This is a genomic window from Acidovorax bellezanensis, assembly GCF_025421555.1.
GTDB classification, from domain to species: domain Bacteria; phylum Pseudomonadota; class Gammaproteobacteria; order Burkholderiales; family Burkholderiaceae_C; genus Comamonas; species Comamonas bellezanensis.
Window position 1 is genome coordinate 183939 of record NZ_JAODYH010000005.1, and the last position, 21656, is coordinate 205594.

Genomic DNA, 21656 nt, shown 5'->3' on the forward strand with positions numbered 1-21656 from the left:
GGGCGCGCCAGTTGCGTGGGCAGTGGGCGATGCGAGCGCTGGAAAATGCCTCCCCTCGTCGGCGATCGCGGCGTTGCCCTTGCGCCCTCTGCAACGGCAAAGCCTGCGCGCCTGTCCAGGTTTTCCCCGCGGCCTCGCGCATACGGCCATCTCTGGCCACAATCGCACATGCTCAGCCTTCACGACATCCAGCGCGCCGCCCAGCGCATCCAGGGCCACATCCTGGAGACCCCTTGCGTGGAATCGCGCACGCTTTCGCAAATCGTCGGCGCGCAGGTCTTTCTCAAGTTCGAGAACCTGCAGTTCACGGCCTCGTTCAAGGAGCGCGGCGCCTGCAACAAGCTGGCCCAGCTCACGCCCGAGGAACGCGCGCGCGGCGTGATCGCCATGAGCGCCGGCAACCATGCCCAGGGCGTGGCCTACCATGCGCAGCGGCTGGGTCTGCGCGCGGTGATCGTCATGCCGCGCTTCACGCCGGACGTGAAAGTCGAGCGCACCCGCGGCTTTGGGGCCGAGGTCGTGCTGCACGGCGACACGCTGGACGAAGCCCGCGCCCATGCGCGTGAACTCGCCCAGCTCCAGAGCCTGGTGTTTGTCCACCCCTACGACGACGAAGCCGTGGCCGCGGGCCAGGGCACGCTGGCCCTGGAAATGCTGCAGGCCCAGCCCGATCTGGACATGCTGGTGGTGGCCATCGGCGGCGGCGGGCTGATCGCCGGCGTGGCCACGGCCGCCAAGGCCATCAAACCCGACATAGAAATCATCGGCGTGCAGACCCAGCGCTTTCCGTCGATGGTCAACGCCATCCAGGGCAGCGATCTGCCCATGGGCCAGTCGACCATTGCCGAAGGCATTGCCGTGGCCACGCCCGGTGTGTTGACCGAGCCCGTGGTGCGCGCCCTGGTCGACGACCTGCTGCTGGTGGACGAAGGCGATATCGAGCAAGCCGTGCTGATGCTGCTGGAAATCGAGAAAACCCTGGTCGAAGGCGCGGGCGCCGCGGGCCTGGCGGCCATGCTGCGCTACGCCCCGCGCTTTGCCGGCAAGAAAGTCGGCCTGGTGCTGTCGGGCGGCAACATCGACCCCCTGCTGCTGGCCGCCATCATCGAGCGCGGCATGGTGCGCTCGGGCCGGCTGGCGCGCATCCGCGTCAGCGCACGCGACGTGCCCGGCGTGCTGGCGCGCATCACCGCCACCGTGGCCGACGCCGGTGCCAACATCGAGGAAGTGCACCACCAGCGTGCATTCACCATGCTGGCCGCGCAGAATGTGGAAATCGAATGCGTGCTGCAAACCCGCAACCAGCCGCATGTGGAGCAGGTGCTGGCCAGCCTGCGCGCGCAGGGCATGGAAGCCCAACGCGTGTGAAATGGAGCACCCCCTGAGCCGCTGGCGCGCCGCCCCTTTGCTGGGGCACGCCAGTTTCATAGACAGCAGGCGTTGCGAGCGCCACGGAACCTTGAGACTCCTATCGCTTACCCCAGGGCCGATTCAGACCCCAATTGCCTAAAATAATGGCATTGCCGACCTCTTGATCCATTCACGGGAGCTTTTGCGCCATGTCCTCTTCCCCTACGCCACCCGCTGTCGATGAGCACCCCCTGGACTCGACCGAGGCGGTCCTCCCCTACATTCCAGTCGTGCTGCCGCTTGTCGGCGCCGTGCTGATGTTCCTGCTGGCCTTCATTGCCGTGACCCTGGCCTAGCCGGCCGCGCCTAGCCAGCCACGCCCAGCCGGCCGCGCCTGGCCGCTCTCTGGCAGCCGCCCAAAGCCCCGCATGCGGGGCTTTTTTTTGCCTGTTTTTTATGCAAATCAATTACACAAGATGCATGTGGCGATACATATATTGCATAGTTTTTTGGCTGTTGCTTGACACAAAGCCACGTCATCTCCCTAGAATGGCGGCTCCCAGTCGGTTTGGCATGACGCCGACCGCCAGGTCAGCCTGCTTGCTGCGCTGCCTTCAGACTGTGAAAAAACCCGTTTTCTCAAAGGCTGCCATGCCGCTTGCGCGGCGCTGCACTGTCTTTGAAAAAACCGTTTTTTCAATTCAAGAAAGCTCCGCGATGAACGCCCCTGCCCTGCACGGCCTGACTCTCCAGGCCCCCGCTTACGTCAAGAACGCCCGCCTCATTGCCTGGGTCGGCGAAATGGCTGCCCTGTGCAAGCCCGCCAGCATCCACTGGTGCGACGGCTCGCAAGAAGAGTACGACGCGCTGTGCCAGAAGCTGGTGGAAGCCGGCACCTTCAAGCCGCTGAACCCCGCCAAGCGCCCGGGCAGCTACCTGGCCTGGTCCGATCCGTCGGACGTGGCGCGCGTGGAAGACCGCACCTACATCTGCAGCGAACAAAAGGCCGACGCCGGCGCGACCAATAACTGGATGGCCCCGGCCGAAATGCGCAACACGCTGCAGCCGCTGTTCGACGGCTGCATGGCCGGTCGCACCATGTACGTCGTGCCGTTCTCCATGGGCCCGCTGGGCTCGCCCATCGCCCATGTCGGCGTGGAACTCTCCGACAGCGCCTATGTGGCCGTCAACATGAAGATCATGACGCGCATGGGCAAGGCCGTGTACGACGTCATCGGCGCCGATGGCGACTTCGTGCCCTGCATGCACACCGTGGGCGCGCCCCTGGCCGCCGGCGAGAAGGACACCACCAGCTGGCCTTGCAGCAAAACCAAGTACATCGTGCATTACCCCGAAACGCGCGAAATCTGGTCCTACGGCTCGGGCTACGGCGGCAACGCCCTGCTGGGCAAGAAGTGCTTTGCGCTGCGCATCGCTTCGACCATGGGCCGCGACCAGGGCTGGCTGGCCGAACACATGCTGATCCTGGGCGTGGCCAAGCCCGACGGCACCAAGTACCACGTGGCAGCCGCCTTCCCCTCGGCCTGCGGCAAGACCAATTTCTCCATGCTGGTGCCACCTCCGGCCTTCGAAGGCTGGAAAGTCACCACCATCGGCGACGACATCGCCTGGATCAAGCCCCAGGCCGACGGCTCGCTGCGCGCCATCAACCCCGAAGCCGGCTACTTCGGCGTGGCTCCGGGCACCAACTATCACACCAACCCGAACTGCATGGCCAGCCTCGACAAGAACGTGATCTTCACGAACGTCGCGCTGACCGATGACGGCGACGTCTGGTGGGAAGGCATGGAAAAGGACAGCGGCAAGCTGCCCGATCACCTGATCGACTGGCAAGGCAAGGACTGGACGCCGCAGATCGCGCGCGAAACCGGCGCCAAGGCCGCCCACCCCAATGCCCGCTTCACCGTGGCCGCCACCAACAACCCGGCACTCGATCCCGCCTGGGACGACCCGGCCGGCGTGAAGATCGATGCCTTCATGTTCGGCGGCCGCCGCTCGACTACCGTGCCCCTGGTGACCGAAGCGCGCAACTGGACCGAAGGCGTCTACATGGCTGCCACCATGGGCTCGGAAACCACGGCCGCCGCCTTCGGCGCCCAAGGCGTGGTGCGCCGCGATCCCTTCGCCATGCTGCCCTTCATGGGCTACAACATGAGCGAGTACTTCCAGCATTGGCTGAACATGGGTGCCAAGCTGCAGGCCACGGGCGCGCAACTGCCCCGCCTGTACACCACCAACTGGTTCCGCAAGGACGCCGCTGGCAAGTTCGTCTGGCCCGGCTACGGCGAAAACATGCGCGTGCTCAAGTGGATGATCGACCGCATCGAAGGCCAGGCCCAAGGCGTGGACACCCTGCTGGGCGTGGCGCCCAACTACGCGGAAATCAACTGGCAAGGCCTGGACTTCAGCGCCGACCAGTTCGAGACCGTGACCAGCATCGACAAGGCCGCCTGGCAAGACGAGCTGCAATTGCATGACGCCTTGTTCACCCAGTTGGCCGACAAGCTGCCCCAGGAACTGCTGGCCACCCGCGCCGCCCTCGAGAAGCGCCTGAACGACTAAGTTCGCGCGCGCAGGAACGGGCGCGCCCCGTTCCCGCCCCCAAAGCCCTGCACCGCAGGGCTTTTTTTACGCACAAAAAAGCCGCGGCCTTGTGGGCAGCGGCTTGATCGCGATATTTGGAGCCTGCGCAACTGGCGTGTCCCAGCAAGGGGACACCGAGCAAGGGCCGCCCCGCAGCGATGGTGTCGTCCCCCTCGATGAGAGGGGGAAGACGCGAAGCGTCTCAGGGGGTGTTTACCGACCCTGCCCCTGCATGGCGCGGCTCAGTTCCGCCATGATGCGCGCATCCTTGAGTGCGGCGTTCCAGGTACGCTCGTCTTCCACCGCCTGCTTGCGGCTGCTGACCCAGGCGCGGTAGCCGGCGCGCACGGTATCTGCCATGGACTGCAACAGCAGCGCTCCACGGTGCATGCGCACGATGCCGGAATGTTCAAAGGAATGGGTGGAATTAACGAAGCTGGTCATGATATGGAACCCCTGTTACAGACGCTTGTGGCGAAATTGCCGGGCAATGCAGCAATCATAGGGTTTACCCCATGTAACTTCAAATTTATCTTTTGAATTACTATCATTCATATGAGTGATGTATCCCCATGAGTGAAGGACCATGACCCCCCACGGTTTCCACCAGCTCGACCTGAATCTGCTGCGGGTCTTCGACGAAGTCATGGCCGAGCGCAGCCTGACGCGGGCCGCGCACAAGCTGGCCATTACCCAGCCGGCCGTGAGCAATGCCATGCGGCGCCTGCGCGAGGCCCTGGGCGATGAACTGCTGGTGCGCCATGGTCAGGGCGTGCAGCCCACGCCGCGCGCCCTGGCGCTATGGCCTGCGGTGCGCGACGCGCTCGCGCAGCTGCAGCAAACCCTGGCGCCCAACGCGTTCGACCCGGCCAGTGCCACCACGACCTTCGTGCTGGCCATGGCCGATGCCACGGCCTCGACCCTGATCCCTCCGCTGTACGAAATCATCGAGCGCGAAGCGCCCGGGATTTCCGTGCGCGTGCTGCCGCTGACCACGCGCGACCCCCGCCAGCTGCTCGAGGACGGTGAAGCCGACATCGCGGTAGGCTACTTCCCCGCCGTGCTGGCCGACCTGACGGCGCGCGAGCAATCAGGCGACGTCGTAGGTTTCGAAAGCCGCAGGCTGTATGCAAGCGCTTACATCTGCGTGATGCGTGAAGGCCATCCCCTGGCCCATGTACCGCTCACGCTGGACAACTACTGCCAGGCACACCATATGCTGGTGAGCTTTTCCGGGCGCTCGTTCGGCTTCATCGACGAGGCCCTGGCCTCGCTGGGCCGCAAGCGCCAGGTGGTGCTCACGGTGAACCAGTTCTTCACCGCGGGCCGGGTGGTGGTCGGGTCCAACCTGCTGACCATCCTGCCGCGCCACTTCGTGCCCGTGACCGGCATGGCCTCTTCGCTGGCCCTGCGCGAGCTGCCCTTCCACGTGCCGCCCGTGCATGTCGACGCCCTGTGGCGCCACCGCGGCCCGCAAGCGAGTGCCGGCGACTGGCTGCTGCAGGCGCTGTTCCGCGCCGCCCAAAACACTTTCCCCTCCGCGCCATGAAGATCCAGCTGCTTTCCGACCTCCACCTCGAAGTCCACCCCCATTTCCAGCCTGAACCCGCGGCCGGTGCCGATGTACTGGTGCTGGCCGGCGATATCGGCTCCTACCAGGAGGGAGGGATGCTGGCCGACGAGGACTTCGGCCTGGCCCGGTTTTCGCCGCTGCCGCAGTACGCCGGCTGGCCCTGCCCGGTGATCTTCGTGCCCGGCAACCATGAATACGACATGCAGGACTTCGATGCCGCCCATGCACGCCTGCGCGCCACCTGCGACCGCCTGGGGATGATCTGGCTGGAGCGCGAGACGGCCGTGCTGGACGGCGTGCGCTTTGTCGGCACCACGCTGTGGACCGACTTCGATGCCATCGCCCTGCAGGACAGCAAAGTGCAGGTCGGCAATCTGGGCGCGCTGCTGCGCCTGCGCGACAAGGCGTTTCGCGCCGCGAACTTCTACCTGCGCAAGACCGGCGGCACGCGCCACGGCGAAGCGTTTCTGGCCGAGCCCATGCGCGAACAGGCGCTGCTGTGCCAGCAATGGCTGCAGGCGGCGCTGGCTGAGCCCTTCGACGGCCCCACGGTCGCCGTGACCCACTTCGCGCCCAGTCTGCGCAGCGCCGATCCACGCTACGGAATGGTGCCGGGCACGGCAGGTTTTTGCAATGCGCTCGACGACTGGCTGGGACAGGCCCAGCTGTGGCTGCACGGCCATCTGCATTCGCCCAGCGACTACACCGTGCGCGGCGAGTCCGCGGACGGCAAGCCCTGGCAATGCCGTGTCGTCGCCAACCCGCTGGGCTATGCACGCAAGGGCGAGCAGGAATACTTCCAGCCCAGCGCATGCATCGACTTATGATGAACCAACCGCTGGTCGCCCTGGCCCCAGTGGGTTGCCAGTGAACGCCGCTGGAAGCATGATTTACATCAAGGCCGGCAAGCGCTGCTGGCATTAGTCTGGTCACTGAAACATTCGGAGGACTTCATGAAAATATTGCTTGCTGTCGACGGTAGCGTCTATACCCAAAAAATGCTGGATTACCTGGCCTCGCATGTCGAATTGCTGGCCGGCACCCATGAGTACACCGCCGCGAATGTGCAAAGCGCCCTGCCACCGCGCGCGCGCAGCGCACTGGGCAAGGAAATAGTCGACCAGTACTACGCCGAAGAAGGCGACAAGGTATTGACCCCGGTCTGCGACTTCCTCGCCAAGCACAATGTCCAGGCCGCACGCGTGAGCAAGGTCGGCCCCGCGGGCGAGACCATCGCCAAGCTGGCCACGGATGGCAATTTCGATCTGCTGATCATGGGCACCCACGGCCACAGCGCCTTGGGCAATCTGGTCATGGGCTCGGTCAGCACCCAGGTGCTGGCCCACTGCTCCACCCCCGTGCTGCTGGTGCGCTGAGCCCGGGGGCCATGGGAGAATGGCGCATGTCTTCTCCCATCGCCGTCATCGACTTTGAAACCACGGGCATCTCGCCCGGCCAGGGTGCGCGCGCCACCGAAGTGGCCATCGTGCTGCTGGAATCCGGCCAGATCGTGGACCGTTTCCAGAGCCTGATGCGCACCGGCGTGTGGATTCCCTCCTTCATCACCCAGCTCACCGGCATCAGCAATGCCATGGTGGCCGAGGCCCCGGCGGCCGAGGAAGTGATGGGCGAAGCGGCCCGCTTTGTCGGCGCGGCGCCGATGGTGGCGCACAACGCGGCCTTCGACCGCAAGTTCTGGGAGGCCGAACTGGGCCACGCCGGCCTGCCCGCGCCCCAGCCGTTTGCCTGCACCGTACTGCTGTCGCGGCGGCTATACCCTGAAGCCTCCAGCCACAAGCTGGGCAGCATCGTCGACCATCTGGGCCTGCCCCGCGCCGGACGCGCCCACCGGGCCCTGGCCGACGCCGAAATGGCAGCCTCCCTGCTCGCGCGCATGCAGCAGGACCTGCAGCGCCGCTGGGGCATTGCCCAGCCCGGCCATGGCCTGCTGTCCGAGCTCCAGCGCTGCCCCAAGGGCAACATCGCGACCATGCTCGCGCGCCAGGCCCAGGCCTAGGCGGACGGCCCCCATGCGGGGGCGACAGGAATACCGGCAAGCGCAGCCGGCACAATGGGCTCGGACCATAATAGGCAGATCCCTTCCGTGATGGCCCTGCGCCCCGTGCCTGTGAATTCGCCCCTACCCCGCTCTGCCGTGGCCCAGCCGCCCCAATTTTCTTCGCATGATTTCCGTCAGGCGCTTGGTCAGTTCGCCACCGGCGTGACCATCGTCACGGCGCTGAACGCACAGAACCAGCCCGTGGGCGTCACGGTGAGTTCCTTCAATTCGGTGTCGCTGCATCCGCCGCTGGTGCTGTGGAGCATGGCCAACAGCGCGGCCTCGCTGTCGGTCTTCATGGCCTGCACGCACTACGCCGTGCACGTGCTCGGCGCCGAGCAGAAGTCCCTGGCCGAACAGTTCGCGTCCAAAGGCATAGACCGCTGGGCCGGCGTGCTGCACCAGCCCGGCCAGACCGGCGTGCCCTTGCTCGATGGCGCCGTGGCGGCATTTGAATGCTTCAACCGCAGCCGCTACCAGGAAGGCGACCACGTGATCTTTGTCGGCGAAGTGGAGCATTGCAGCCATCAGAACGACGCTGCACCGTTGATCTACCACGCGGGCCGGATGAAATGACGCCCACGCGGGCCCGTTGCGGGCGTTCGTTCTGAACGCCGAGGGTCGAGCTCCAGAGTGAAAAAAAGCGGCCCTCAAGGGGCCGCTTTTGCATGGGTCAGCGCGTGGCTTCCGGTAGCTCGATCTTCACTTCCAGCACTTCCAGATTGTCCTGGCGCTCGAGGTGGACCTTGATGTCGTTCGGGTGGATGGTCACGTACTTGGAGATCACGGCCATCAGTTCGCGCTGCAGCTCGGGCAGGTAGTCGTGCTGGCTGCGGCCGCCGCCGACGCGCTCATGCGCCAGGATGATTTGCAGGCGTTCCTTGGCGACAGACGCGGATTTCTTTTTTTCGCCCAACAGAAAAGACAGCATCGACATGTCTTACCTCCCTCCAAAGATGCGTTTGAAAAAGCCCGGTTTTTGCGCCTCGATGAAGCGCATAGGCTTTTCTTCTCCCAGAAAACGATCGATCACATCCTTGTAGGCTTCGGACACATCGGTGTTCGCCATGTGCACGGCCGGAATGCCCTGGTTGGACGCCTGCAGCACCGTTTCCGATTCGGGGATCACGCCGATCAGCGGAATGCGCAGGATGTCCTGGATGTCTTCCAGCGACAGCATCTGTCCGTCCTCGACCCGGCTCGGGTTGTAGCGGGTGATCAGCAGGTGTTCCTTGATGCCTTCGCCACCGGCGATCGCGCGCTGGGTCTTGGAGCTGAGCATGCCCAGGATGCGGTCGGAATCGCGCACCGACGAGACTTCGGGATTGGTCACTACCAGCGCTTCGTCGGCAAAGTGCATGGCCATCAGCGCACCGCTTTCGATGCCCGCGGGCGAGTCGCAGATGATGAAGTCAAAGCCCATCTCGCCCAGGTCCTTGAGGATCTTCTCGACGCCGTCCTGGGTCAGGGCTTCCTTGTCGCGGGTCTGCGAGGCAGCCAGCACGAACAGGTTGTCGCACTGCTTGTCCTTGATCAAGGCCTGGTTGAGGTTGGCTTCGCCCTGGATCACATTGATCAGGTCATACACCACCCGGCGCTCGCACCCCATGATCAGATCGAGATTGCGCAGACCGACGTCGAAGTCGATGACTGCGGTCTTGTAGCCGCGCAGGGCGAGGCCGGATGCGAAGCTGGCGCTGGTGGTGGTCTTGCCCACTCCACCTTTGCCGGAGGTCACGACGACGATTTTGGCCATGTTTGCACTGTTCCTTAAAAAACAAAGCTGAATTGCATAGAGACGCGGCTCTGAGAGCGATCACGCATCACAAGGGCTCGACGATGATTTTCTCGCCTTCCAGCCGTACCTGGGCCGGCTTGCCGACCACGTCGGGCGGCAACGCCGTCTCGGTGGTGCGGTAGATACCGGCGATGGACAACAGCTGCGGCTCCATGCAGGTGCTGAAGATGCGGGCCGAGGTATTGCCCCGCGCACCCGCAATCGCCCGCCCGCGCAGCGGCGCATAGACATGCACGTTGCCATCCGCGATCACTTCCGCACCATAGCTGACCACGGCCAGAACCACCAGATCGGTTCCCCGGGCATAGACCTGCTGGCCCGAACGCAGCGGCTTGTCGATCACCATGGCATCGGCCAGAGGCGCCGGCACTTCGCGCACCACTTCGACTTCGCGAATGACTTCGTGGATTTCCGGTGGCGCCGGGCGTGCCGTCTGCGCGTCGGGCACCGCGGACAGGCCCGCCGCCAGCGCATCCCGGGTCTGTTCGGGGCTGCCGCCACGCACGGCCACTGGCAGCGTGTGGTGGGCCTTGAGTACCTTGATCAGCGCCGGGAAATCGATGGCTTGTTCAGCCTCTTTCACCTGGCCCAGGTCGATCAGCACCGGGTCGTTGTCGAAAAAATCCGGGTCGTCGGCCAGACGCTGGGCCAGATCGGCGGCCACCAGACTGACGTCGGTGTCCTTGAGCGCAACAGCCACGACGTGCAGCTGGGCGCTCTTGAGGTCAAAACTGGAGCGGGCAACGCCCGTCGAATCAGCAGCCATGGAGTGGAGTGCGAGAGGGAAGATCAGAGACGCATCTCAAAGAAGGCAAAGTGTACCCTGGGGCATGCGCCGCAGCCCGCCTGTGTCCGCACAGATACAGGTCATCACACTTGCGCGACCCGCCGCCTGGGACGCAGCGAGCGGCCACCACCGCTCGCTGCGTCCCCATCAAGCGACGGCCAGGCCGGCCTGGCGCTGCTGCGCCAGGGCCACATACCAGGCCAGGCAGCCCGGGTTGGCCATTGCATCCTGGTTGACCACCTTGTCCAGCGGCTGGCCCAGCAGCAGCTTCTTGATCGGCAGCTCCTGTTTCTTGCCGCTGAGCGTGCGCGGCACTTCGGCCACCTGGTAGATGTCGTCGGGCACGAAGCGCGGCGACAAGGCGCTGCGGATGGCGCCGTTGATGCGCGCGCGCAGCGCCGCGTCGAGTTCCAGCCCAGGGCGCAGCACCACGAACAGCGGCATATAGCTCTCGCGCCCCAGGTACTCGAGATCGACCACCAGGCTGTCGAGCACTTCGGGCAGGGCTTCGACGGCGCTGTAGATTTCGCTGGTGCCCATGCGCAGGCCGTGGCGGTTGATGGTCGCGTCGCTGCGACCGTAGATCACGCAGCCGCCGTCGCTGGCGATGCTGATCCAGTCGCCGTGGCGCCAGACCGCGCCCGCCTCCACGCCGGCATCGCCACCGCCGGGCCGCCGGCCGTGTCCGGGCGCGAAGCTGTCGAAATAGCTGGAGTGATAGCGCGCGCCGCTGTCGTCGCCCCAGAGGTAAAGCGGCATGGACGGAATCGGCTGGGTGCAGACCAGCTCGCCGACGGCGCCGGTGACGGGCTGGCCCTGCTCGTTCCAGGCCTCGACGGCCGCGCCCAGCTGGCGACACTGCATCACGCCCGGCACCAGCGGCAGCTCGCGGTTACCGCCCAGGAAAGCGCCGCAGAAATCGGTGCCGCCGGAAATGTTGTTCCACCAGATGTCTTGCGCGGACGGCAAGCCGGGTCGGCCGCGGGCCTCGGCCTGCGCCCGCAGCGCGCGAAATTGCGCCGTGCCCCAGGCCTGTACTTCGGCCGACAGCGGCGAGCCCGTCGAGCCCAGGCTGCGCACGCGCGACAGATCGCCGCAGGTCGACAAGTCCACGCCGGCCTTCATGCAGTTGGCATAGAAGGCCGCGCCCGAGCCAAAGCAGGTGACGCCGGTTTCGGCCGCGAAACGCCACAGCACGCCCCAGTCGGGCTGCTCCTTGCTGCCGCCCGGGCTGCCATCGAAGATCACGCAGGTCGTGCCGCCCAGCAGGCCCGAGACCTGGGCATTCCACATCACCCAGCCGGTGGAGCTGTACCAATGGAAGCGCTCGCCCCAGCTGTTCGGGTCCCAGCTGCAACCCACGTCGTTGTGCAAGGACTTGAGCTGCAAGGCCACCAGCACCATGCCGCCATGGCCGTGGACGATGGGCTTGGGCAGGCCCGTGGTGCCGCTCGAATAGACAATCCACAGCGGGTGGTCGAACGGCAGCCACAGCGGCTCGAAGGCCTGCGTGGCGGCATCGTCGCGCGCTACGATGCGCGCCCAGTTGGCGGTATCGGCCAGGTCGATGGACAGGTCCAGGTTGTTCACCAGCACCACCTGCTGCAGGCTGGGCAGGCCGGCGCGCAATTCGGCCAGCACCCCCAGGCGGTCGATGTCGCGGCCCGCGTAGTGCACGCCGTCCACGGCGATCAGCACCTTGGGCGCGATCTGGCGCAAGCGGTCCAGCACGGCATGCGTACCCATGTCGGGCGCGCAAATGCTCCAGACCGCGCCAATGCTCACGCAGGCCAGCAGCGCCACCATGGCTTCGGGAATATTGGGCAGGTAGGCGGCGACGCAGTCGCCGGGCTGCACGCCCTGGGCCTGCAGGTGCAAGGCCAGGGCCGCGACCTGGCGGCGCAGCGTAGGCCAGTCCATCTCGCGGTGCCGGCCCTGCTCGTTGCGACTGATGATGGCCGGCATGCCCGCCGCGGCGGCGGCGGCAGTGTGGCGCAGCACCTGCTGGGCGAAGTTCACCTGCGCGCCCGGGAACCACTGGGCGCCCGGCATCACGTTGCGCGCCAGCACCGCCGTGTGCGGCGTCGGCGACTGCAGGTCGCAAAACTCCCACACGCTTTGCCAGAAAGCTTCCAGGTCGGTGACCGACCAGCGCCACAGCGCGTCGTAGTCGGCAAACGTGAGGCCATGGCGCTGCGCCAGCCAATCCTGGTAGCGGCGAATCTGGGGAATGTAGGCAGGGAGTGTGGACATAGTCCCCAGACGTTAAGCCGAGGCGCGCCCAGACGTTTCAGGGTTACCCCGCGAACTGCTGCGTGGGCGACAGTGGAAATTAAGCACCCCCTGAGCCGCTATCGCGGCTTGGGCCGCCCCGGCTTCCCCCTCGCATCCTGCGGTGGAGGGGGGCGCCCGGCTAGGGACGGCACCATCGCTGCGGGACGGCCCTTGCTCGGTGCCCTGGCCTGGGGGCTGTGCGTAGTGCGGGCGCCAAGGTTCAAGTTGCTGGCGTTCTGTGCCTACAACGTTCTTCGATTCTGTCTCCCATCACGCGCCGAATGTCTCTAACATCGCGCCAGTTTTCACAGGAGAGAAGCGATGGGAATATTCCACTGGACTGAGAAGTCCTCCGATGTGCTGCATTCGGGCGGCGTGATAGGCCCCGACGAGCGCCTGCCCTGGCCGCAAACCGGCCTGATGGGCATACAGCACGTGATTGCCATGTTCGGCTCGACCGTACTGGCCCCCATCCTCATGGGGTTCGACCCGAATCTGGCGGTGCTGATGAGCGGCATAGGCACGCTGATCTTCTTTCTGATCACCGGCGGCAAGGTGCCCAGCTACCTGGGCTCGTCGTTTGCCTTCATCGGCGTGGTGATCGCCGCCACGGGCTATGCGGGCCAGGGCGCGAACGCCAACATCGGCGTCGCGCTGGGCGGCATCATCGCCTGCGGTGCGATCTACACGCTGATCGGCGTGATCGTGCAATGGCTGGGAACGGGCTGGATCGAGCGCTTCATGCCGCCCGTGGTGACCGGTGCGGTGGTGGCCGTGATCGGCCTGAACCTGGCGGGCATCCCGATCAAGAACATGGCGGCGAGCAACTTCGACAGCTGGATGCAGGCCCTGACTTTCGTCAGCGTCGGTCTGGTCGCCGTGTTCACGCGCGGCATGGTGCAGCGCCTGCTGATCCTGGTCGGCCTGATCGTGTCGAGCATCTTCTACGCACTGCTGACCAATGTCGCCGGCCTGGGCAAGCCGCTGGACCTGTCGGGCGTGATCAACGCCGCCTGGTTCGGCCTGCCGCAACTGCATGCGCCGGTGTTCAGCGCCCCGGCCATGCTGCTGATCGCTCCCGTGGTCATCATCCTGGTGGCGGAGAACCTGGGCCACATCAAGGCCGTGACGGCCATGACCGGCAAGAACCTCGACCAGTACATGGGCCGGGCCTTCATCGGCGACGGCGTGGCGACCATGGTCAGCGGCGCGGGCGGCGGCACGGGCGTGACCACCTATGCCGAGAACATCGGCGTCATGGCCGCGACCCGCATCTACTCCACGGCCGTGTTCCTGTGCGCGGCCCTGCTGGCCGTGCTGCTGGGCTTCAGCCCCAAGTTCGGCGCGCTGATCCAGGCCATCCCGTTGCCGGTGATGGGCGGCGTGTCCATCGTGGTGTTCGGCCTGATCGCCGTCGCCGGCGCCAACATCTGGGTGCGCAACCACGTCGACTTCTCGCAGAACAAGAACCTGATCGTGGCGGCCATCACCCTGATCCTGGGCACGGGCGACTTCACGCTCAAGTTCGGCGACTTCGCGCTGGGCGGCATCGGGACCGCGACCTTCGGCGCCATCATCCTCTACGCCCTGCTCAACCGCGACAAGCGCTGATCCAGTGGCTCAGGGCGCCTGCCCTGGCTGTTCCGGGGGCCGCAAGGCCCCCTTTTTTTGCAGAAAAGTGGCCGCATACATCGCCCAGACGCACGCCCACACCCCGGAAATGGGACTAAGGGAAATCCATAGGTTGACGAAAAAACACTGCTACCATTCCCCCCGCAAACCACCGCACCCCTACTTCTGGAGACAAGCGGTGGTGTTTTTTTGCGGAGTTTTTGATGTCATTGATTGACCGCGTACGGTATAGCGATTTCCATCCTTTGATCATGAGCGCGGAGGCTGCGGCACAGCTGGTCCCTGCGGGCGCCAACGTCGGCATGAGCGGGTTCACCGGCGCGGGCTACCCCAAGCTTTTGCCCCAGGCCCTGGCCGCACGCGCCAAGGCCGAGCATGACGCCGGCCGGCCGTTCAAGATCAGCGTCTGGACGGGCGCGTCCACCGCCCCCGAGATGGACGGCACGCTGGCCGCGGCCGACGCGTTCGAGAAGCGCCTGCCTTTCCAGACCGACCCGATCTGCCGCGCCAAGATCAATGCCGGCGAAATGCACTTCGTCGACATGCACCTGTCCCACGTCGCCCAGCACGCCTGGTTCGGCTTTCTGGGCGAGATGAAGGTCGCGGTGATCGAAGTGCTGGGCGTGCTGCCCGACGGCCGCCTGATCCCGTCGACGGCCGTGGGCAACAACAAGACCTGGCTGGAGATCGCCGACAAGGTGATTCTTGAAGTCAACACCAAGCCCCCGCTGGCCATCGAGGGCATGCACGACATCTACTACGGCACGGCCATCCCGCCGCGCCGCACGCCGATCAACATGACGCACGCCGCCGAGCGCATCGGCGAGCCCTATCTGCATGTCGATCCCGCCAAGGTGATCGCCGTGGTCGAAACCCACCAGAGCGACCGCAACTCGGGTTTTGCCAAGCCCGACGCCGTGTCCAGCCAGATCGCCAGCCACATCATCGACTTCCTGGCCCACGAGATGAAGCAGGGGCGCCTGCCCCAGGAAATGCTGCCCATCCAGTCGGGCGTGGGCAATGTGGCCAACGCCGTGCTCGCCGGCCTGCTCACGGGCCCGTTCGAGAACCTGCTGGGCTTCACCGAAGTGCTGCAGGACGGCATGCTGGACCTGCTGCGCGCGGGCAAGATGAGCCAGGCTTCGGCGACCTCGATTTCGCTGAGCAACAGCGCCTATGAGGACTTCGTCGACAACATCGACTTCTACCGCGAACGCATCATCCTGCGTCCCCAGGAGATCAGCAACCACCCCGAGCTGGTGCGCCGCCTGGGCATCATCGCCATGAACTCCATGATCGAGGCCGACATCTACGGCAACATCAACTCCACCCACATCATGGGCTCGGGAATGATGAACGGCATCGGCGGCTCGGGCGACTTCGCGCGCAACGGCTACCTGTCGTTCTTCGTCACGCCGTCGGTGGCCAAGGACGGCAAGATCAGCTGCATCGTGCCCATGTGCTCGCATGTCGACCACACCGAGCACGACACCCAGATCATCGTCACCGAGCAAGGCCTGGCCGATCTGCGCGGCCTGTCGCCGCGCGAGCGCGCCCAGGTCATCATCGACAAGTGCGCCCACCCCGACTTCCGTCCCATGCTGCAGGACTACTTCGACCGCGCGCGCCAGAAGGGCGCACAGCACACGCCGCACATCCTGCGCGAAGCGCTGAGCTGGCACGAGCGCTTCCTGGAAACCGGAAATATGCACAGCACCCCCTGAGCCGCTTCGCGCTAGGCGCGCCCCGTCTTCCCCCTCTCATCCTGCGGTGGAGGGGGACGGCAGCCTCGGTGCGGGGCGGCCCTTCCTCGCTGCCCCCTTGCTGGGCCGCGCCAGTTTCCGCGGATGTGGGCAGTGCGAGCGGTGAAAAGAAACAGCCTTTGAGCGGCTGTCGCGTGTTTTGTGCATGCCGCTTCGGCTGCGGGCATGATGCAAAGCTTGCATTCACTATCCCAATACCCCATGTCGATCTGGAAAAAACCCATCACCCTGGAACTCGTCAACCCGCGCAACGCGCGCACGGCGGTCGGCCACCTGGGCATTGAAATCACCGAAATCGGCGATGACTTCCTGGTGGGCCGGGTGCCGGTGGACGAGCGCACCGTCCAGCCTTTCGGGTTGCTGCACGGCGGCGTCAGCGTGGTGCTGGCCGAAACCCTGGGCTCGGTCGGCGCGTACTACTCCAGCCCCGAAGGCCACACCGCGGTGGGCCTGGACATCAACGCCAACCACCTGCGCTCGGCGCGCAGCGGCTGGGTCACCGCCACCGCCAAGCCCGTGCACATCGGTCGCACCACCCAGGTCTGGCAGATCGACATGGTCAATGACGAAGGCCTGCCGACCTGCACTTCGCGCATCACCATGGCCATCCTGGCGCCGCGCTGAGTCGGATCAGGGCGCGTCGCCAGCCTGCGCGGCCAGACGTTCGCTTTTCCAGTAGACATCGTCGCCGCCATCCACGCGGTTGAGCACGCGGGCCAGCACGAACAGCAGGTCCGACAGGCGGTTCAGGTACTGGCGCGGCGCGGGCCGCATGGCTTCGCTCTGCTCCAGCGCCACCACCATGCGCTCGGCGCGGCGGGCCACCGTGCGGCAGACATGGGCCTGGGCCGCGGCGCGCGTGCCCGCGGGCAGGATGAACTCCTGCAGGCGCGGCAGCTGGGCGTTGTAATGCGCCAGGGCGTTGTCGAGCTGCAGCAGGCCTTCATCCTTGAGCAGTTCATAGCCGGGAATCGACAGCTCGCCGCCCAGATTGAACAGCTGGTGCTGGACATCGACCAGCAGCGCGCGCACGTCCTGCGGCAGGTCCTCGCACAGCAGCAAGCCGAGGTGCGAATTGAGTTCGTCCACGTCGCCCATGGCGTGGGGCCGCCCGCTGTTCTTGGACACCCGGCTGTTGTCTCCCAGGCCGGTGGTTCCATCGTCGCCGGTGCGGGTGGCGATCTGTGTCAAACGGTTGCCCATGGCAAGCTCCTTGCGTAATAAAAGCCCCCACGCTTGCTCTCTTCGTCCTGAGCCGGCCGAAGGGCTGCGCTGCCCCCCGAGGGGGCCGTCACCGCCTTGGGGCGGCCCGGCGGCGGCGTGCAGTGCACAAAATACCATTGTGCGTTACAGCGCGCAGGCAAATGTTGGTCCAGGCAACAGCAAGCAAAAATGCTAGCAAACCAGGCCGATGTACGGTGCAATGCACGGGTGTTTCACTGAATCGGAGTTGTCGCCCATGAAGGCCAATCCCCCCCGCACCATCGGCGCATTCGAAGCGCGCAGCCTGATCCTGTTTGCCAGCCTGGCACTGGGTGGCGCTGCCAGCAGCATGGCCCAGCCAGTGAGAGAACCCACGGCCCGCAGCGTGTCGGTCTCCACCGCCGAAAAGGCCGCTTTTGACCGCGCCGACCGCAACCAGGACGGCCAGCTCAGCGCCGCCGAAGCCGAGTCCCTGCCCGTGATCGCCAGCCGCCTGCGCGAGCTCGACACCGACGGCAACGGCAGCCTGTCGCGCGCCGAGTTCCACCGGGGCGCGCAGCAGTAAGCTGTCGCCAGACAAGAATTCGGAGGGCCATGGTGCGGCATGCCGCACCATGGCTTTTTTCGTTGGCGCGGGTGGTATTCTTTTGGTCTGATTCGAGAGGACCCCCAATGAATGCACCCGCCGCTGCCCAGCACCTGCTGCCCATCATCCAGCCACGCCCTGTACCCACCGCGTTCCTGGACGCCCTGGTCGCACGCTTTGGCGCCCAGTGCTCGCAAGCCCTGGCCGTGCGCGAGCAGCATGGCCGCGATGAAGGCGCGCTGATCGCGCCGCCGCCGAGCGCCGTAGTGTTCGCCGAAAGCACCCAGGACGTGGCCGACGCGGTGAAGCTGGCCAGCGACTACGAGGTGCCCATCATTGCCTATGGCGCGGGCTCGTCGATCGAAGGCCACCTGCTGGCCGTCCAGGGCGGCATCAGCCTCGACGTGAGCCGCATGAACCGCGTGCTCAGCGTCAACGCCGACGACCTCACGGTCACCGTGCAGCCCGGCCTGTCGCGCAAGCAGCTCAACGAAGCCATTCGCGACACCGGCCTGTTCTTCCCCATAGACCCCGGCGCCGATGCCAGCCTGGGCGGCATGACCGCGACGCGCGCCAGCGGCACCAACGCCGTGCGCTACGGCACCATGCGCGAGAACGTGCTCGCCCTCGAAGTCGTCACCGCCAGCGGTGAAGTGATTCACACGGGCACGCGCGCCAAGAAGAGCAGCGCCGGCTACGACCTCACGCGCCTGATGGTCGGCAGCGAAGGCACGCTGGGCATCGTCACCGAAGTCACGGTGCGCCTGTTCCCGCTGCCTGAAGCCGTCTCGGCCGCGGTCTGCTCCTTCCCCAGCATCGAAGCCGCGGTGCGCACCGTGATCCAGACCATTCAGCTGGGCGTGCCGATCGCGCGCGTCGAGCTGCTCGATGCGAACTCCGTGCGCATGGTCAACAACTACAGCAAGACCACGCTGCGCGAAGAACCGATGCTGCTGATGGAATTCCACGGCACGCCCGCGAGCGTCAAGGAGCAGGCTGAAACGGTGCAGGACATCGCCAACGAGTTCGGCGGCCAGGCCTTCGAATGGGCCAGCACGCCCGAGGACCGCACGCGCCTTTGGACCGCGCGCCACAACGCCTACTTCGCGGCCGTGAGCTCCGTTCCCGGCTGCCGCGCGATCAGCACCGACACCTGCGTGCCCATCAGCCGCCTGGCCGACTGCCTGCTCGACTCCATCACCGAAGCCGATGCCAGCGGCCTGCCCTACTTCCTCGTGGGCCATGTGGGCGACGGCAACTTCCACTTCGGCTACCTGCTCGACCCCAACCAGCCCGAGCAGTTCGAAAAGGCCGAGGAATTGAACCATCAACTGGTCGCCCGCGCGCTGCGCCTGGGCGGCACCTGCACCGGCGAACACGGCGTGGGCATCCACAAGATGGGCTTTCTGGTCGACGAGACCGGCGCCGGCGCGGTGGACATGATGCGCGCCATCAAGCGCGCGCTGGATCCGAAGAACATCCTCAATCCAGGCAAAATTTTCACGCTCTGAGCCCTACCCCTGCCCGGCACCCGCCGAGGCGCTAAAAAGGCCGTTTCCGCCCCGGGAACGGCCTTTTTTCATGACGCTGCCAGTGCCACAGAGTGTCCGGAAGGAATCACACTCGCCGCCGCCGGGCCGCAGCCCCTGGGAGGCATCGGATGGCCCCAATGCAAAAATGCATCTGGGGGGCTCCGCCCCCCAGCGCGGCTACGCGCAGCGAGCAAGCGTGGGGGCCCAATTTCACGCCCTGGCGAACTTGGCCGCGGCCACCTTCTGGCCCACAAAGGCGGCCGACACCACGCTCAGCGCCAGTGCCGTCGCCGAGCCAAGAAACACGCTGCCGTGCATCTGGGCGTCAAGCATGGCGCCAAACACCGGCGCGGCCAGGCAAAAGCCCAGATCCAGGCCCGAATACACCGTGCCATAGACCCGGCCGGTCGCGCCCGCGGGGGCCGCCTGCTTGATCAGCATGTCGCGGGAAGGACCGGCAATGCCTGTGCCCAGGCCGGCCACGGCAGCCACGGCCATGGCCACATAGCCCGACAGCAGGCCCGTGCCCACCAGGGCCAGCAGCAGGGCCGAAGCCAGCAGACTGATGGCGATCAGCTTTTCCAGCCGCTGCACCCGGCCCACCAGGAAGCCACCCAGCAGCATGCCCGTGGCGCCGCACAGCATATAGCCCGTGGCCACCAGGGCCGTGAGGCTCAGCGGCAGGCCGTACATGGCCTGCAGGGCCGGACTGGCAAAGCTCTGGATGGCGCTGAGCGCGCAGGTGCTCCAGAAGAAGAAGGAGAAGCACAGCCAGACCGAAGGCAGGCGCAGGAAAGCCATCGCATGCTCGGGCTGGGCATGGACTGCGGCCGCGGGCTTGGCCGCCACAGCCGGCTGGGCCACGGGCTTGCGGTCGTCCAGCGCGTCGCGGTTGAGCACCATGATCAGCAGCACCACGGCGGCCAGGGCCGAGCCGCACAGGCAGGCGATGCGCCAGGAACCCGTGGCCGCGGTGATACCGGCCATGAACACCGGCGCCAACGCCCAGCCCAGATTGCCCGAAATACCGTGCACCGAGAACGCATGGCCTATGCGCTTGGCCGACACCCGCTTGTTGAGGATGGTGAAGTCCACCGGGTGGAAAGGCGCATTGCCCAGGCCGGCAAACACCGAGGCCAGCAGCAGCGTGGCGTAGCCCTGGGCCGAGCTGGCGATCACGCCGGCGACGATGAAGCTGGTCAGCGAGGCGAACAGAATGGGCCGCGCACCCAGCCGGTCCACCACAAAGCCGGCCAGCGCCTGGCCCACGCCCGAGACGATGAAAAACACCGACAGCAGCACGCTGAGCTCGGAGTAGCTGTAGCCGAAGTCGGCAATCAGCCAGGGGAACAGCGGCGGCAGCAGCAGGTGAAAAAAGTGCGAGGAACCATGGGCCAGGCCGATGAGGCCTATGGTGCGCGCATCCTGGCGCAGCGGTATGGAGTCCTGCCCGTTGGCAGAGGATGACGATGAAGCATTCATGCGGCCATCTTAGGCAAGAGGGGCGCGGCATGTATGCGATAGACTGCCAAAAACTATCGCCAACATGCCAAAACCCTCTGCCACCGTGCTTCCACCGCCCGCTGTGCGCAAGCTGCCGCGGCTGCTGTCCTATGTGCCCACGCTGAATCCGCACCTCTACGAGCCCCGTGCGCAGCGGCCGGTGCGCGCCAAGATGCGCGAGCTGCAACGCGATACCCAGGTCATGCCACACAGCCACCCCTGGGCCCAGATGGCGATTTCCACCGGCGGCGTCATCCGCCTGACGACAGACCACGCCACCTACATCGTGCCGCCCAGCCGGGCCGTATGGGTGCCTCCGGGTCTGCCCCATGCCGTGACCATGGTGGAGACCGCGCGGCTCTACACGCTGTACTTTCTGCCGGCGCGCGACGGCGGCGGCGCGCAGGCCGAATGGATGGACCAGCCGGCCTGGCAGCAGTGCCGGGTACTCCAGGCCTCGGAGCTGCTGCGCGCGCTGGTGCAGGAGTTGTCCACCGACAGCGATGCCGGCCCGCCGCTGTCGCCCCAGGCCTTGCAGCGCGAGCACCACCTGAGCGCGCTGGTCTGCGATGAGCTGCGCCGCGCCCAGGTGATGCGTCTGGGCATAGGCCTGCCCCGGGACAAGCGGCTGCAGCACCTGTGCGAAGCCGTGCTCGATGCGCCCACGCGCCATGCGAGCCTGGAGGAATGGGCGCTGGACACGGGCGCCAGCCTGCGTACCGTGGCCCGGCTGTTTCGCAGCGAGCTGGGCTGCACTTTCACCCAGTGGCGCCAGCAGGTGGTGCTGGCCCATGCCGTGGCCCTGGCCGCGCGCCAGATGCCGATTGCCCACATCGCCGCCGAGCTGAACTACACGCCCAGCGCCTTCAGCGCCATGGTGCGGCGCAGCGTGGGCATGACGGCCGCCGCCTTCCTCGGCCAGCACCGGCTGGCCCCCGACACGGCCTGAAATCCGGTCGTGCCGCAAACAAAAAAGGGCTTCCGAAGAAGCC

21 protein-coding genes are annotated in these 21656 nt (G+C 66.0%); 14 read left to right on the forward strand and 7 right to left on the reverse strand.

Annotation, left to right across the window (positions count from 1 at the left end; all coding sequences use genetic code 11):
• Positions 1-168: 168 nt before the first annotated feature.
• The 3 genes from N0K08_RS12340 (at position 169) to N0K08_RS12350 (ending at position 3933) form a co-directional block, all read left to right on the forward strand.
• The gene (locus N0K08_RS12340; protein WP_261500655.1) at positions 169-1368 is read left to right on the forward strand and encodes a threonine ammonia-lyase; all 1200 of its coding nucleotides are present in this window, start codon (positions 169-171) and stop codon (positions 1366-1368) included.
• A gap of 191 nt (positions 1369-1559) precedes the next feature.
• Positions 1560-1706: a hypothetical protein gene (locus N0K08_RS12345; protein ID WP_261500656.1), complete on the forward strand. Its 147-nt coding sequence runs from the start codon at positions 1560-1562 to the stop codon at positions 1704-1706.
• 361 nt (positions 1707-2067) lie between these two features.
• Positions 2068-3933 carry a phosphoenolpyruvate carboxykinase (GTP) gene (locus N0K08_RS12350; protein ID WP_261500658.1) on the forward strand — a complete coding sequence of 622 codons (1866 nt, stop codon included), beginning with the start codon at positions 2068-2070 and terminating at the stop codon, positions 3931-3933.
• A gap of 234 nt (positions 3934-4167) precedes the next feature.
• Here the strand turns inward: N0K08_RS12350 and N0K08_RS12355 are convergent, their stop codons facing one another.
• Positions 4168-4398, reverse strand: a complete 231-nt coding sequence (locus tag N0K08_RS12355; RefSeq protein WP_261500903.1) for a hypothetical protein — start codon at positions 4396-4398, stop codon at positions 4168-4170.
• A 142-nt stretch (positions 4399-4540) separates the two neighbouring features.
• Between N0K08_RS12355 and N0K08_RS12360 the strand changes: the two genes are divergently transcribed.
• From N0K08_RS12360 to N0K08_RS12380, 5 genes are all read left to right on the forward strand, one after another.
• Positions 4541-5503 carry a LysR family transcriptional regulator gene (locus tag N0K08_RS12360; protein ID WP_261500659.1) on the forward strand — a complete coding sequence of 321 codons (963 nt, stop codon included), beginning with the start codon at positions 4541-4543 and terminating at the stop codon, positions 5501-5503.
• Positions 5500-6354, forward strand: a complete 855-nt coding sequence (locus tag N0K08_RS12365; protein ID WP_261500660.1) for a metallophosphoesterase — start codon at positions 5500-5502, stop codon at positions 6352-6354. The genes N0K08_RS12360 and N0K08_RS12365 overlap by 4 nt, the downstream gene beginning before the upstream one ends.
• Positions 6355-6480: 126 nt before the next feature.
• Complete coding sequence (locus N0K08_RS12370) at positions 6481-6903, forward strand: universal stress protein (protein ID WP_261500662.1); 423 nt, start codon at positions 6481-6483, stop codon at positions 6901-6903.
• A 26-nt stretch (positions 6904-6929) separates the two neighbouring features.
• Complete coding sequence (locus tag N0K08_RS12375) at positions 6930-7544, forward strand: 3'-5' exonuclease (protein ID WP_261500664.1); 615 nt, start codon at positions 6930-6932, stop codon at positions 7542-7544.
• A gap of 111 nt (positions 7545-7655) precedes the next feature.
• Positions 7656-8162: a flavin reductase family protein gene (locus N0K08_RS12380; protein WP_261500891.1), complete on the forward strand. Its 507-nt coding sequence runs from the start codon at positions 7656-7658 to the stop codon at positions 8160-8162.
• Positions 8163-8259: 97 nt separating this feature from the next.
• Here N0K08_RS12380 and minE read toward each other — a convergent pair whose 3' ends face one another.
• The 4 genes from minE to N0K08_RS12400 all read right to left on the reverse strand — a co-directional run bounded on the left by minE (position 8260) and on the right by N0K08_RS12400 (position 12424).
• The gene (gene minE, locus N0K08_RS12385; protein WP_261500666.1) at positions 8260-8523 is read right to left on the reverse strand and encodes a cell division topological specificity factor MinE; all 264 of its coding nucleotides are present in this window, start codon (positions 8521-8523) and stop codon (positions 8260-8262) included.
• 3 nt (positions 8524-8526) lie between these two features.
• Positions 8527-9342: a septum site-determining protein MinD gene (gene minD, locus N0K08_RS12390; protein WP_261500668.1), complete on the reverse strand. Its 816-nt coding sequence runs from the start codon at positions 9340-9342 to the stop codon at positions 8527-8529.
• 67 nt (positions 9343-9409) lie between these two features.
• The gene (minC, locus tag N0K08_RS12395) at positions 9410-10150 is read right to left on the reverse strand and encodes a septum site-determining protein MinC (protein WP_261500669.1); all 741 of its coding nucleotides are present in this window, start codon (positions 10148-10150) and stop codon (positions 9410-9412) included.
• A 168-nt stretch (positions 10151-10318) separates the two neighbouring features.
• Positions 10319-12424, reverse strand: coding sequence for an acetoacetate--CoA ligase (locus N0K08_RS12400; protein ID WP_261500670.1), 2106 nt, complete (start codon positions 12422-12424; stop codon positions 10319-10321).
• A gap of 342 nt (positions 12425-12766) precedes the next feature.
• On the opposite strand from N0K08_RS12400, the gene N0K08_RS12405 reads away from it, so the two are divergent.
• The 3 genes from N0K08_RS12405 to N0K08_RS12415 all read left to right on the forward strand — a co-directional run bounded on the left by N0K08_RS12405 (position 12767) and on the right by N0K08_RS12415 (position 16464).
• Positions 12767-14056: a solute carrier family 23 protein gene (locus N0K08_RS12405; protein ID WP_261500672.1), complete on the forward strand. Its 1290-nt coding sequence runs from the start codon at positions 12767-12769 to the stop codon at positions 14054-14056.
• Between the two features lie 224 nt (positions 14057-14280).
• Positions 14281-15801: an acetyl-CoA hydrolase/transferase family protein gene (locus N0K08_RS12410; protein WP_261500673.1), complete on the forward strand. Its 1521-nt coding sequence runs from the start codon at positions 14281-14283 to the stop codon at positions 15799-15801.
• Positions 15802-16041: 240 nt separating this feature from the next.
• On the forward strand, positions 16042-16464 hold the full coding sequence (locus N0K08_RS12415) for a hotdog fold thioesterase (RefSeq protein ID WP_261500674.1): 423 nt from the start codon (positions 16042-16044) through the stop codon (positions 16462-16464).
• A 6-nt stretch (positions 16465-16470) separates the two neighbouring features.
• Here the strand turns inward: N0K08_RS12415 and N0K08_RS12420 are convergent, their stop codons facing one another.
• Complete coding sequence (locus N0K08_RS12420; protein ID WP_261500677.1) at positions 16471-17043, reverse strand: cob(I)yrinic acid a,c-diamide adenosyltransferase; 573 nt, start codon at positions 17041-17043, stop codon at positions 16471-16473.
• Between the two features lie 256 nt (positions 17044-17299).
• On the opposite strand from N0K08_RS12420, the gene N0K08_RS12425 reads away from it, so the two are divergent.
• Complete coding sequence (locus N0K08_RS12425) at positions 17300-17608, forward strand: EF-hand domain-containing protein (protein ID WP_261500679.1); 309 nt, start codon at positions 17300-17302, stop codon at positions 17606-17608.
• Positions 17609-17715: 107 nt separating this feature from the next.
• The gene (locus N0K08_RS12430) at positions 17716-19140 is read left to right on the forward strand and encodes an FAD-binding oxidoreductase (RefSeq protein ID WP_261500684.1); all 1425 of its coding nucleotides are present in this window, start codon (positions 17716-17718) and stop codon (positions 19138-19140) included.
• Between the two features lie 231 nt (positions 19141-19371).
• On the opposite strand, the gene N0K08_RS12435 is transcribed toward N0K08_RS12430, so the two are convergent.
• Positions 19372-20643, reverse strand: a complete 1272-nt coding sequence (locus N0K08_RS12435; RefSeq protein ID WP_261500685.1) for an MFS transporter — start codon at positions 20641-20643, stop codon at positions 19372-19374.
• 64 nt (positions 20644-20707) lie between these two features.
• Between N0K08_RS12435 and N0K08_RS12440 the strand changes: the two genes are divergently transcribed.
• Entirely contained in the window at positions 20708-21613 is a 906-nt protein-coding gene (locus N0K08_RS12440; protein ID WP_261500686.1) for an AraC family transcriptional regulator, read from the forward strand.
• The last annotated feature ends 43 nt before the right edge of the window (positions 21614-21656 follow it).

Bases quoted from the DNA above. Each gene is read 5' to 3' on its own strand.
- N0K08_RS12370 (WP_261500662.1), top strand. From the start codon at position 6,481: ATGAAAATATTGCTTGCTGTCGACGGTAGCGTCTATACCCAAAAAATG.
- N0K08_RS12425 (WP_261500679.1), top strand. From the start codon at position 17,300: ATGAAGGCCAATCCCCCCCGCACCATCGGCGCATTCGAAGCGCGCAGC.
- N0K08_RS12410 (WP_261500673.1), top strand. From the start codon at position 14,281: ATGTCATTGATTGACCGCGTACGGTATAGCGATTTCCATCCTTTGATC.
- N0K08_RS12430 (WP_261500684.1), top strand. From the start codon at position 17,716: ATGAATGCACCCGCCGCTGCCCAGCACCTGCTGCCCATCATCCAGCCA.
- N0K08_RS12400 (WP_261500670.1), bottom strand. From the start codon at position 12,424: ATGTCCACACTCCCTGCCTACATTCCCCAGATTCGCCGCTACCAGGAT.
- N0K08_RS12420 (WP_261500677.1), bottom strand. From the start codon at position 17,043: ATGGGCAACCGTTTGACACAGATCGCCACCCGCACCGGCGACGATGGA.
- minD (WP_261500668.1), bottom strand. From the start codon at position 9,342: ATGGCCAAAATCGTCGTCGTGACCTCCGGCAAAGGTGGAGTGGGCAAG.
- N0K08_RS12415 (WP_261500674.1), top strand. From the start codon at position 16,042: ATGTCGATCTGGAAAAAACCCATCACCCTGGAACTCGTCAACCCGCGC.
- N0K08_RS12375 (WP_261500664.1), top strand. From the start codon at position 6,930: ATGTCTTCTCCCATCGCCGTCATCGACTTTGAAACCACGGGCATCTCG.
- N0K08_RS12405 (WP_261500672.1), top strand. From the start codon at position 12,767: ATGGGAATATTCCACTGGACTGAGAAGTCCTCCGATGTGCTGCATTCG.
- N0K08_RS12435 (WP_261500685.1), bottom strand. From the start codon at position 20,643: ATGAATGCTTCATCGTCATCCTCTGCCAACGGGCAGGACTCCATACCG.
- N0K08_RS12365 (WP_261500660.1), top strand. From the start codon at position 5,500: ATGAAGATCCAGCTGCTTTCCGACCTCCACCTCGAAGTCCACCCCCAT.
- minC (WP_261500669.1), bottom strand. From the start codon at position 10,150: ATGGCTGCTGATTCGACGGGCGTTGCCCGCTCCAGTTTTGACCTCAAG.
- N0K08_RS12355 (WP_261500903.1), bottom strand. From the start codon at position 4,398: ATGACCAGCTTCGTTAATTCCACCCATTCCTTTGAACATTCCGGCATC.
- N0K08_RS12350 (WP_261500658.1), top strand. From the start codon at position 2,068: ATGAACGCCCCTGCCCTGCACGGCCTGACTCTCCAGGCCCCCGCTTAC.
- N0K08_RS12345 (WP_261500656.1), top strand. From the start codon at position 1,560: ATGTCCTCTTCCCCTACGCCACCCGCTGTCGATGAGCACCCCCTGGAC.
- N0K08_RS12360 (WP_261500659.1), top strand. From the start codon at position 4,541: ATGACCCCCCACGGTTTCCACCAGCTCGACCTGAATCTGCTGCGGGTC.
- N0K08_RS12340 (WP_261500655.1), top strand. From the start codon at position 169: ATGCTCAGCCTTCACGACATCCAGCGCGCCGCCCAGCGCATCCAGGGC.
- N0K08_RS12440 (WP_261500686.1), top strand. From the start codon at position 20,708: ATGCCAAAACCCTCTGCCACCGTGCTTCCACCGCCCGCTGTGCGCAAG.
- minE (WP_261500666.1), bottom strand. From the start codon at position 8,523: ATGTCGATGCTGTCTTTTCTGTTGGGCGAAAAAAAGAAATCCGCGTCT.